6 protein-coding genes and 3 pseudogenes are annotated in these 11,378 nt (G+C 54.8%); 4 read left to right on the top strand and 5 right to left on the bottom strand.

Features of this window, described 5'->3' with window-relative positions:
* The first annotated feature begins 10 nt into the window (after positions 1 to 10).
* Complete coding sequence (locus IEY38_RS17465) at positions 11 to 1,123, top strand: ABC transporter permease (protein WP_049909327.1); 1,113 nt, start codon at positions 11 to 13, stop codon at positions 1,121 to 1,123.
* Positions 1,124 to 1,211: 88 nt separating this feature from the next.
* Here IEY38_RS17465 and IEY38_RS17460 read toward each other — a convergent pair.
* Positions 1,212 to 2,466: pseudogene (locus IEY38_RS17460) on the bottom strand (IS200/IS605 family accessory protein TnpB-related protein).
* A pseudogene (tnpA, locus tag IEY38_RS17455) lies at positions 2,463 to 2,903 on the bottom strand (IS200/IS605 family transposase). The pseudogenes IEY38_RS17460 and tnpA overlap by 4 nt, the downstream one beginning before the upstream one ends.
* Positions 2,904 to 3,475: 572 nt before the next feature.
* On the opposite strand from tnpA, the gene IEY38_RS17450 reads away from it, so the two are divergent.
* On the top strand, positions 3,476 to 4,216 hold the full coding sequence (locus IEY38_RS17450; RefSeq protein WP_188979834.1) for a homing endonuclease associated repeat-containing protein: 741 nt from the start codon (positions 3,476 to 3,478) through the stop codon (positions 4,214 to 4,216).
* 454 nt (positions 4,217 to 4,670) lie between these two features.
* Here the strand turns inward: IEY38_RS17450 and csg are convergent, their stop codons facing one another.
* The 3 genes and pseudogenes from csg to IEY38_RS17435 all read right to left on the bottom strand — a co-directional run bounded on the left by csg (position 4,671) and on the right by IEY38_RS17435 (position 10,231).
* On the bottom strand, positions 4,671 to 7,256 hold the full coding sequence (gene csg / locus IEY38_RS17445; RefSeq protein WP_188979833.1) for an HVO_2072 family ArtA-dependent S-layer glycoprotein: 2,586 nt from the start codon (positions 7,254 to 7,256) through the stop codon (positions 4,671 to 4,673).
* Between the two features lie 787 nt (positions 7,257 to 8,043).
* Positions 8,044 to 8,583, bottom strand: a pseudogene (locus IEY38_RS17440) (IS4 family transposase); the annotation flags it as partial.
* A gap of 376 nt (positions 8,584 to 8,959) precedes the next feature.
* A complete protein-coding gene (locus IEY38_RS17435; RefSeq protein WP_188979830.1) occupies positions 8,960 to 10,231 on the bottom strand; it encodes a hypothetical protein in 1,272 nt (423 codons plus the stop codon).
* A gap of 482 nt (positions 10,232 to 10,713) precedes the next feature.
* On the opposite strand from IEY38_RS17435, the gene IEY38_RS17430 reads away from it, so the two are divergent.
* Together IEY38_RS17430 and IEY38_RS17425 are read left to right on the top strand one after the other, a co-directional pair.
* Entirely contained in the window at positions 10,714 to 10,953 is a 240-nt protein-coding gene (locus tag IEY38_RS17430) for a hypothetical protein (RefSeq protein ID WP_004592219.1), read from the top strand.
* Entirely contained in the window at positions 10,950 to 11,354 is a 405-nt protein-coding gene (locus IEY38_RS17425) for a hypothetical protein (RefSeq protein ID WP_188979828.1), read from the top strand. The genes IEY38_RS17430 and IEY38_RS17425 overlap by 4 nt, the downstream gene beginning before the upstream one ends.
* Positions 11,355 to 11,378: the final 24 nt, after the last annotated feature.

Below are 11,378 nucleotides of genomic sequence, written 5' to 3'. Positions count from 1 at the left end.
AAGCGCACTGATGGCATGGCGGAACCTTGGTCGGAACCGGATGCGAACCGGACTAGCTGCCTTGGGCATCATCATTGGTGTGGTCGCCATTGTCTCACTTGGCATGGCTGGTGTTGCTCTCCAGCAACAGGCGACATCGGACCTTGGAAGTCTCACCAACGAGGTGTCCGTCTCGGCCGGCGCAGATAGCGACGAAGATGGGGTGACTGAAGACCAAGTCGAAGAGATAGAGAGTATTATCACCGACGCGCAGGTTATTCCACAGAAAACCAACAGCACGGAAATCGAGACGCGAAGTGGTAACGCATACGTGAGCGTGACGGGTGTGACCAACGCAAGCGCCCTTTATGATGTCTCCAGTGGTACCGCTCCCGACCGCCTCGAAACCGGAGCGTTGATCAGTAACAGTACAGCACAGGAACTCGGACTAGAAGTCGGTGATCCAGTAGCATATGAGGGGCAACTCTACCGTATCCGAGGTCTTATTGAGGCCGATGACGGCTTCGGTGGGGGTGGCCGAGGTGAGCTTGTTATTCCAGTATCCGGACTCCGTGACCAGCAGTACTACGACTCCGTGACGATTATCACTGGAAGCGGCGACACGGCAGAAGCGACTGCAGACCGGCTTGAAGAGCGATTCAATGTTGATGGCCGAGACGAAGAAGAAGAATTGCAGATCAACACATTTGCCGGTGCTCAAGAGAGTATCAATTCTTTCTTGAATACACTTCAACTCGCGCTACTGGGGATTGGTTCCATCTCGTTGGTCGTCGCGAGTGTAGCCATTCTCAACGTCATGCTTATGAGTACCATTGAGCGCCGAGGTGAAATCGGAGTCCTTCGCGCCGTTGGTATCCGTCGCGGTGAAGTCCTCCGAATGATCCTCACCGAGGCAATGTTCCTCGGTGTCGTTGGCGGCATCGTGGGTGCTATTCTCTCACTCGCTGTCGGATTTGTCATGTTTAATCTGATCACCGGTGATGCCATAGCAGTCTTAGAATGGGAAAGCTCACAGTATCTCCTGTATGGGTTCGTGTTTGCGGTCGTAACAAGCGTTCTGAGTGGTATCTACCCCGCTTGGAAGGCATCGAATGACCGCCCAGTTGAGGCTCTCAGGGGATAACAGTTATTGCTCCACGTTGACCTCCTCCACGTGAACGCGGAGGAATCCCGCCACGGGATTTCAGGCCGGGCGAAGCGGCCTGTTGGTTTCAAGACGCATGCGTTCCAAGCGTCACCTGCTGGGTTTCAGCATCGGCTTGGCTGTCTTGTGGCCCGGTCAAAGAGGCCCCATCCATAGCCGAGCCATCATCACCGGCCTTCTGCCGGGCAGTCCGGTCGCTTTGGCGGTGACTCTCTCTACTACGGTAGCGGCCTGCAATGTTTATCGCCCCGTTCACGGCGGCTTGATACTTACCGACCCAACAGCCGTCGTTCGAGCATTTGAACGTCGCCTGTCGTGGCCGGTTGCCATGTTCACCGCAGGCATGGCACACCTTCAACGTGTTCTGGGATCACCGTCTCAACGGGAATCCACTTCTCGGCGGCTTTGTAGCGAATCTGTGCATGAAGCTTGGCAAGGCTCCATCGATGTAACCGTCAGTTCCTGTACTCGCCGTAATCCATGTTCTCGCGGATATACGTCAGGTCTCCCAGCACCAAACTAGATTCTCGGCAGACTCCGCGTACTCCACAACCTCGCGGGTCACGCGGTGGAACACATCGTCAATCCTGTCCCACAGTGTGTCACCGTAGGACTCTGCGATTCGCTCACTGTCACGCTTCTGAAGCCGCCTCTTAGCGGTGAAGTGGGTTTTGCGAAGCCGACGAACGGCCCTGCCGTCGTCGGCCCACAGTCGGGGGACGAACCGGAGGACCAGAGTTGTCGCGGTAACACACCGTGACGAGACTCGCTTCTCCAATGTCCACGCCGATAGGCGTCGGCTCGGCGGCAGACGCCGCAGTTTGGTCCTCCGCGTTGCGGATAACGGTGAGGTGAAGAGACCACGCCCCGTCGCGCTCGAACAACCGACTCTCACCCATTTCGGTGTCGTCTGCGTACAACGCTTCGAGCCAATCCCGCTGTTCGGGATTGGCGCGTGCCGGAATCCAGAGGTTGTAATCTTCGTGGTGCGGGATTTTGACGTACCATTCGATAGCGTTCTCTGGTTTGTGATCAAGTTGCAGACCCTCGTTGGTGAACCGCACAGGATGGTCGTCGTGAAGCTCGTCGGCGTCGTAGCTGTTCCCACAGAGTTATAGGACGTACTTCTTGAGGGCGTTTTTCGCGTAGCCGCTCAGGTCGTACTCAACAACTACGTCGTTAGCTGACTGTGTGTCACAGCCAGCGACGAACGCGGTTTGAAGCGCCTGCTGGTAGGCGTCTCGTGTTTCACGAAGTTTCTGACGCTTGTGGACGTTCGAGTTCACAAGCTTCAGTTCAAGCGTTTTCGTGAGTTCGGTCACGCTTTTGGCTCCTTATGTCGGTGAATGTAGTTTTCGATCGTTTCGGTGGAGACGTGCCCGGCAGTTCCGGCGTAGTAGCTGCGTGCCCACAGAATTTTCTCGCCGTCGCGGTCTGTGTGGTGATCGTTGTACTTCCGAGAAGAAATGCTCTTGAACCAGTTAGCGAACAATGACGGACTGTGTTTGGGTGGGCTACTGACGAACAGGTGAACGTGGTCGGACTGGACAGTCAGATTTTGAATGTCCCAGCCCTTCTCGTCAGCAATTTCGTGGAGAATGGATTCCACACGCTCGGCAACTCCGTCCGTCAGTAGCGAGTTGCGGTACTGAGCGGACCCTTAATCCGCGAGGTCAGCAGAATCTTCGATTCCGCCAGAGTTCGGAAACCACACTATGTGGTAGTTGAGGTTGTAGGTTGGGTGCCGTGTGATCTTCATCCGTGCAACACACGATGGTCATGTCCTAGCAAAGATCTTGTAGAAGCGGTGGGAAATCTAGCCCTGCAATAGAACGGTGGTTTGTCACACTATGCTGTCCGCTCGACCGCTGTTCGCACCTCGGTTCCGACAGAGTGTCAGAACATTCGTCACTCACGGGAGGGTAGGGGTATGTCCCCGTATCTCTATCGGCCAGCACAAGTGCGACGGGCCGGCCGCATACTGGCACCTCTCCGGCAAGGAGATTGACACCGGCGATCTTTCCCCAGATGTCGTCCCGCCTTCCGGCGACGAGAGGCGTCACCGATGCTTCCCGAGAACTGGCGAACAGTCGCCCGTCCCGACTGGCGGCCCTTCCAACGCACTGACCACGACCACGACATTGTACTCAGGGAGGGAACCGGTGGGTGGCTGACCGTCGTCAGGGGTCGGTCATACTTGATATCACCAAGCACACTACAGAGCCGAGTCCAGATTTGTATAGAGAAGAGCTTATCATAAAGTAATATATTTAATCTGAAGATTGAATAGAGAATGTTTTATATATCGGGCTCTGTGATGGTATGCTGACAATGCAGTATTCTGATGAAGAGCTTCTAGAGGAGATACGTAAGCTAACGAGTGAGCTCGGACACCCACCGTCGCTTGCAGAATTCCGTGAACAAGGTAGATATTCCGCTTCAACGTACTATTCTCGATTTGGATCTTGGAATAAGGCTGTTAAAGAAGCGGGATACAATCCAAATGAGCCAGACTCTAAAATCTCGGAAGAGGAGTTGGTGAAAGAATTGCAACGACTTAGTGATGAGCTTGATAAGAAGCCAACTGCTTCAGATATGAACGAACAGGGTAAATATTGGCGTTCCGCGTATAGAAACGAGTTTGGGTCATGGAATAATGCCTTGGAAGCAGTTGGCTTTGAGTCTGAGAATGTTGGGGCAACCATCACTGATAAAGAACTTATTCAAGAAATAAGTAGACTTGCAAAAAGGTTAGATAAAATACCGGGATTCAACGATATGGAAGATTTGGGAGAGTACGATCCAACCACCTATAGCCATCGGTTTGGGTCATGGAATGAGGCCCTGAATGTAGCCGGATTTGAGCCGGACACCCAGGGAAGCAAGATTAGTGAGAGAGCGTTACTCGATGAAATAACTAGACTTAGAGATGAGATCGGGGAGCCACCATCTGCACGCCAGATGGATGAGGTGGGGAAGTATGCATCAGCTACATATCAGCGGCGCTTTGAGTCATGGTCAAACGCTATAGAAATTGCTCTTGATGGACAGTCTTTCTGCACTGAGTCATAGGGAATCCCTCGTTAAGATATTGTTACAAAGGCGGTTGAGAGAATACTGCTTGAATGCCTTAGAAAGTTCACTTTCTATACAATTTAGCCGACAGTCCCTGCTGCTGCCACAGAGTGGATTGAACGAGGTCCAGTCAGTGTCCGAACAGTCAACTGAATCTTGCCGGGCTCTGAATTATTGCTTACGGCCTATCAGATAGGCCGTGGTTTGGTCTACGGCCACCGCTGATGATGTCTTCACAATGTTGGTATGAATCTCCCTATAGCTATTTCAATTGGTGTGTCTATGTGACAACCCGTTTATGGGACACTCTGCACGTAGATTGGCTGAAAACATGCAAAACACCAATCATCGAATTGCTTGACGACTAATCACTTGGCAGTGACTATCTGCAAGTTGTTCCAAGCTTCGAGGGCTACAAAAAATGGAGCGTCAAAAACTGGAGTGAATCCAGTTAGTTGTCGCGGCGGACGGCGAGGAGTGCAGCAGCAACGAGCGCGATGAGCGCGATAGCTGCCGTGAAGCCAGGACCAGTTGCTTCGGACGTAACTTCTTCAGTCATCGTGTCCGGCTCCGGCGTGTCCGTGTCCGGCTCCGGAGTATCCGTGTCCGGCTCCGGCGTATCCGTGTCCGGCTCCGGCGTATCCGTGTCCGGCTCCGGCGTGTCCGTGGCCGGCTGCTCTTCCTCTAGCGAGCCGGCTTCAACGATCTGGACACTCTGGCGATCAGTGTTGTCACCGTCGTCAGCTTCAACGGTGAAGTTACCAGGCTCGACATTCTCATCCGAAAGATCGAGACTGACAGACCACTGACCGTCACTTCCCCACTCGTCTGTGCTGTCGACAGTCACTGATTCATCCTCGTCGTCGAGGAGTTCAACCGTAATGGTGTTATCGTCCGGCTTACGGTTGGTAGTCCCCTCAACTTCAATCGTTCCATTGGCTTCAACTGGGCTGTTAACCGATTCGACAGTGGTTAGCCCATCTGCCAGACGGAACTGTTCATTTACGATGAGGTCGTCACTAGCAGTGTCATCGACACTGTTTTCCAGAATTCGCGAGCGGACCTGGTCACCAGTACTGCTGCCGCTCGCGTAGTTATCCTCGATTAGGCTTGCGAACCCGGAACTGCTACCAGAGACACCATCTCCGAACGTGTTGTCGCGGCCAGAGGAGATAATGTGTGCTGTGACAGTCCCTTCGCTGAGCGCTGAGATGCTGATGTCGTCTTCACTGAACGTGTCATCATCATCAACGGAGATATCCGTAGCAACAGCGTTGCCACGCGAGTCAACGAATGCTACGACAAGGTTGTCCTTGCCAGGCGCTTGGCCTTCGACATCGATCTGATTATCGTCACTCGATATCTGGCCGTTATAGGTGATGAACGTACCGTTAAGTTCCGTGTCGGTCACTCGAAGTGACTCAGCGGAACTGACACCGCTGTTGAACTCAGACGTTGTAAGCGAGTCATCGACAGTTCCGTTGGAGTTCGAGTCGGCATCCTCAACATCAACTACACCAATCCGGTAGGTACCCGGAAGGCCGAGGATGTCATTGCCACCGAGGTCACCGCCACTGAGGCTGATATCTTCCTCGCTGAAGGTATCGTCACCATCAACGCTGATGGTTTCTTCACTATCGATTTCAACGAGTTCGTAATCATTGTTGTCGCGAGCGTAGATTGCGACATCATCAATACCTTCGCTTGCGGTCCCGTTCACATCCACCTCGGACCCAGTTACGTACGTCCCAGACGGACTGTCAATGGTGAGGTCACCCTCAACAACGTCGAAGTCCTGTTCGTCATCCGTTTCGTAGTCGTCGTCGGTGACTAGGTTGGCAACGACATGGTTGTCGTTGTTGTCGGTGTAGTCACCGTTGCTAGCCTGGTACAGATCGATATCAATCGAGCTGTCGTCGAGGTACTGTGTTTCGACCGAGCCAACACCTGTACCGCCATCAACCTCGACGATGGCGTAAGCGTAGTCGACGCTCTCTAGGGAATCAGCATCGCTCGGATCGACCACCGCAGTACCATCGCCGTCATCACCGACTAGACCGCGATCAGAGGTGTCACCGACGTTCCGGAAGATCTTCGCATAATTGCTGGCAGAGGTGCTGTCACGGAACTCACTCTCTTCGATGACAACCGCGTGGAAGTTTCCTTCTGGGCTGTTTTCGATATCAAATCCAAGGTTTTCACCCTGAGTAACCTCGTCGCTGTCGAGGCTGAGCGAAGCCGTCTGGTCGGTCGTGATCTCAACTGTTGCGGTTTCCGAGGCATCACCGAAGTCGAGATCCTCGACACCTTCGACAGTAATCGTGTACTCGCCTTCGTCAACATTGGACGGGTTGATGGTAAACCCGGCATCGAAGGACTCATCACGGTCCCCATCAGCGGCGGGGTTCGGATGATCCTCAGTGTTGACATTAGTGTTGACCGTATCCGAGGCACCGTCGGCGAGGATTTCATCCGTGACTTCAAGACCGTCCTCGTCCTCAACGGTGAGCTCAAGATCTTCGGCCTCCTCGTAGTTGTAATCCACAAGGATTTCTGCAGTCTCATCATTGTTGGCCTGCAGAATGCTCCCAGTCACGTCGCCCTCGTCACTGTTCTGTACTTCGAGATCAGTGATACGCGGCGTCTGAAGGGTCACACCTTCAGTGCCCTCGACGCCTGGATTTGCTGTATATCGACCAGTTGGCTGATCCTGTGGGATCGGTGCCTCCAGTAGAATGCCTTCGTTGTCACCGGACACCTTCTGTAGTTCACCAACGCCAACGGTGTCACCGTTTCCATCAGCGAATTCGCCCTCAATATCGTCTTCACCTTGGAAGACGACTGCACCGGCGCCGACATTACCTGCGCTGTCAGCAGCTCCTTGATAGTCATCAGTCGGTCCCGTTGTATAGCTATCGCCAGCGCCTCGTTCTGAGGCGGCGGCAGCTCCTGAGAAGGCTATGGTGGCTGCAAATACTGAAGTCACCATAAGCACGGTAAGGAGTACCGCTTTGATTTTTTGTTGTGTATCTGTCATAGTTTGATTGTTGCAATCGCCACCAGCAGTTTTGATTTACGTATAGTTGTGCAGCACATCATCGGCGCGTGCAACACACTTTTCGCCTAATTTACTCACTACTGATAGCATGGTAGGGGTACACCCAGAACAAACGCCGGTGTTTATAAATACTTTGTGTTCCAATTGAATAGGAGTCTGCCATACGTCAGTTCCCGAGAAAATGATCCAAACTAGTGAATGAATCAGCCAGACTTGCTAAGAACGAGGTCTGTTTGGTAGTTGTTGATTAAGGGATATTTTCTTCTAGCAATTTATCAGTGGCTGCTCAATAGAAGGCAAATAAGCTGGCTCGTCGGTCGTGACTAAAAACCAGACGAATCACCTCGGCAGGCGAGTCTGGTACTCAGGATAGTTTTTGAAGACAAGAAACTGTGTCACCCAGTTTTCGCAAAACTCACACGGTCAGTTAGCCACTCGAAAAGATCACTCAAGGACTGCGGAACTCCTCCGCACACTAGACAACCAGCGGTGAGAGTTCCCATTGCAGCTGTTCCAGACCTGTTCTGTTGGATTGAGATCAGGCGATTCACCGACAGGAACACGAGATCGATTCCAAGTGAATGAGTACTCCGCGTGTGTTCGCACGTGTGCGAGAACAATAAATATTAAATAACAATCAGAATACGCTTGCCGGGATCTGCTCGCGTGTTCCTTCAAGACACCTGTAAATCCGTTCTGTCGTCTGATCTCTAGGGACATTGATGATACTCAAGCCATTGAGAACATAGAGCCCGACTGCTGGTTCATCGAACAGAACCAGCCGTCCGTGTAGCCACGAACCCGTCTTGAACAGCGTGCTATCGTGTGTTTTCTCGTCGGTCACGTCGATCCGTTCAATTGTCTGGTCAGTGGCGTTGTGGAGCAGGTGGAGCTTCGCTCCAGCCTGCTCCTCGTGACGGGATTGGAACTCATCAGAGAGAAACTCGTGTAACCGCAGCACCGTTCCATCAGCAATCATCACGTCTCTGAATCGGTCGATATCCGTGTCAACAGGATCAGGGACAGCGACCTCGTCGAGGCCGCGCTCGACGAGGTCGCGGAGATACTCTGCGAGAGTCGGCGTCAACCGATGGTAGAAGCCGCCAGGAGAAATCGTCTCGTCAGCTGTCGCGTTGTAACTGCGTCTGAACCCAGCGAGTGTTCGGCTCTCGCCTGCGGCGAAGCCGAACACGAGCGCCCACACGAGGACAGGGATCTGAACCTTTCTCTCTCACTCGACCACGCCGAGTTCCTCGGCGTGCTCTTCGAGGAACTCGGAGGGAAACAGTGTAGTGAGCCGACGCATGATTCTTGATGAGGAGGCGCTGTTGGACACAGCTCTTGCCTCCTCACTCCTCTCGAAAAGTAGCCTCGATAAGCCGCCGCTGTCACGCGGCTTGTCTCTTAGCTAAAGACGGATGGTTGCGGAAGTCGGTGGCCATCTCCAACAGGTCGACGTCATCGTCATCAAGTGGGATATTCGTGTAGAAGATGATCCAGTCGTCGGTCGGATCATCGGGTTTACCCTGCCGAAGTCGGGACCGCTTCTGGGACTTCACACTGAACAACCAGTGCTTCTCGTCGTCGATCCCGCCGAGGCCGTGGGGAACCGCTTCAGCCTCACTCTCCTTGGCAACTGCGAGCCGCTGGAGCCCCTCGATCTTCCGGCCCGTGTCTGGGGCCTAGATGATGAACTCCGTCCCGGTCGACCCGAGCGCACGCACCGAGTCAGTAGTGTAGAACCCACTGTCCAGGTAGGCCCGGTTGAACGATGTCACCTGCGCGGCGTACCGGAGCAGCCGGCGCACGAGGGTCCCCTTATCGGTGTCTGCCCGCGTCGGGACGGCCCGCATCGTCATCAGCGTGTTCGTGCCGACGAGAGCGAGCGTGGTGAACTGCCACGCATAGTAGAAGTTCCGTTGTGGCTTCGTCTTCTGGATGTCCCGGCTGGCGTCACCCTGTCCGTACCACCCCCAGTCCGTACTGTCGATGGCGACTTCGTTGGTGTCATCGAAGTACTCGTGCTCGAAGGCGATGTCGAACAGGGCGTCGTTGGCTTGCCGGAACATTCGCGTGACGGTGGCCGGGTCGAACTTCAGAAGCTGGTGCCGGACGTTACTCGGATCGACCGAGTTGCCCTCACCGACCCACGACTTCAGTTCCATGTTCTCGCACGCTTGGTTCATGTGGATGTCGTGGATGGCCGCGCTGACGAAGATTCGCAGGAGGAAGTCCCGCTTGAACTTGATGCTGTCGTCGCGGTCGAAGCTGAGGTGCCGGAAGACCTCGGCCCGGAGTTCACGGCTGAGCTTCTTGATGTACGGCGGCTTTCGTTCCTCGGTGTCCGGCGAGGGCAGCTCGGCGAACTGGTCGGCATAGCGCGAATCCTCGATGGCGGTGAGAACCTGGGCGACGACGCGGTCGAAGTACCGCATCTGTCGCTCGGTAAGTCGGTCGCCGAGTCGGTTCAGCGTGGGCTGGCTCACCGTCTCCGTGACGTTTAGCCGGTCCGGGAACTCGGGATCATCCAGGTTCTTCGCCACCCGCGTCTCCGGTTCATCGGTCAGTCGAAGATAGAGGTACACGCGGAAGAACTCCAGCGCGTCGAGTTTGCGCGAGAGGTCGTCGTGTTCCACCACGCCGATGAAGAGGTCTCGCAGCGGGAGGCGGCCAATCGCGCGGGCGAGATCGCCGTCGGCCAAGTGGATGGCGGCGTAGAGCGCCTGCGGGAGGTTCACCGCCTCGTAGAGTGGGTCGTCGCCGGGGACCAGCGGGGCAGCACCCCAGTCGCCTTCCTCGAGGTAGTACGACTCGGGGAACTGGCCTGCTTCGGAGACTCGAACCACTTCGTCGTTCTCGTCCAAGTCGCCGGGAAACCAGTCGGTATCGACGAACGCGCCGCGGGCGAAGTGGTAGAGTTCCGTTTGATTCTTGTCAGATTCGTCGTCGCTCATTCGTCACAAACAGCCTCTCGGAGTTCTCGATAGATCATCTCTCCAATTCGATTGCTCCAGTTGATGTTGTTAGTTGTCGTCTTCGCAAACGACTGCACGCAACTCTTCAAGTACGTCCGGTCGGTGTTCCTTCAAAACTTCAATATCGTGAGGGAGTTCCTCAGTAATCCGTTGTCGGACTCGGTATACTGCTTGGTCTTTCTGTTGTTGCGAGGGGTTGCTCTCTCCCGATATGTGTTCACGGTCTGTTTCAGTCATGATGGCGCGATAGCGTCCCATCTCGTTTGGCCTATTCGGTACCATCCTGTTCAACCTATGCGTATGTGCCTACTTAATCCTATGCGTTAATGCATTGCTATGCACCTATGCAAAGTTTGAAGTAGGCATAAGTGCATAGATGTGGCTGAGAAGCACGGTTTGTGAGGTCACAGAACGTGGCCGCCTGTTGCCGCAGGCGACCGCGCTTCGTGAGGACACGAAGCATGAAGGAATCCAACCGCGACGCACGAAAACGTACCGACCCGCACCCGGCCTACATCAAACTGGGTGACGACACCGACGGGGCATCCCACGTCTACCGGACGAACGACGAGACGATCCACGCCGTTCAGGACTGCGAACGCGTCCAGAAGTTCGTTCTGAACGGCCGCTCGGTCGATGACTATGTGAAGTTTGCCGCGCTCGTTGACCGGCTCGCCGACGCAACCGGGGTGCCGGCATGATGCAGCGCCGCGAGTTTCTGCAAGCGGCCGCTGCGATCGCCGGTGCGACAGCTGGAGACGTGCCCGAGGTTGAAATCACCGCCCAGCAGAACCGCCTGCTGGAGCTGGCAAATCGTGACGACGAAGACCGGTGGGAGTACGAGGCAACTCGCAACCTCGCTCACGTCCAGTCAGGATTGGTGAACGCCGAACTCGATGCACTGTGTGATAATCCGAATGGTATCGTCCAAACCCACGTAGTCGGTCATGGGGGCATACCGCTCGGCTTCGAGGTCAGTACCGGCGACGACGAGTCCGTCGGGACGCTCGTGCATCTCTCTGCGGAACAGGCTGAGGCGCTGGCCGTCGACCTGCTCGAACAGGCACACGCCGCAAAGGAGAATAACGATGCAAACCAGTGACACCCGCGTGACGGCCCGTATCGT

Origin of the sequence: Haloarcula sebkhae (genome assembly GCF_014647415.1) — an archaeon.
Lineage (GTDB): Archaea > Halobacteriota > Halobacteria > Halobacteriales > Haloarculaceae > Haloarcula > Haloarcula sebkhae.
Note: the sequence above shows the minus strand (reverse complement) of the source record. Positions and strands in the feature narration are given on the sequence as shown.

Bases quoted from the DNA above. Each gene is read 5' to 3' on its own strand.
- IEY38_RS17465 (WP_049909327.1), top strand. From the start codon at position 11: ATGGCATGGCGGAACCTTGGTCGGAACCGGATGCGAACCGGACTAGCT.
- IEY38_RS17450 (WP_188979834.1), top strand. From the start codon at position 3,476: ATGCAGTATTCTGATGAAGAGCTTCTAGAGGAGATACGTAAGCTAACG.
- csg (WP_188979833.1), bottom strand. From the start codon at position 7,256: ATGACAGATACACAACAAAAAATCAAAGCGGTACTCCTTACCGTGCTT.
- IEY38_RS17435 (WP_188979830.1), bottom strand. From the start codon at position 10,231: ATGAGCGACGACGAATCTGACAAGAATCAAACGGAACTCTACCACTTC.
- IEY38_RS17430 (WP_004592219.1), top strand. From the start codon at position 10,714: ATGAAGGAATCCAACCGCGACGCACGAAAACGTACCGACCCGCACCCG.
- IEY38_RS17425 (WP_188979828.1), top strand. From the start codon at position 10,950: ATGATGCAGCGCCGCGAGTTTCTGCAAGCGGCCGCTGCGATCGCCGGT.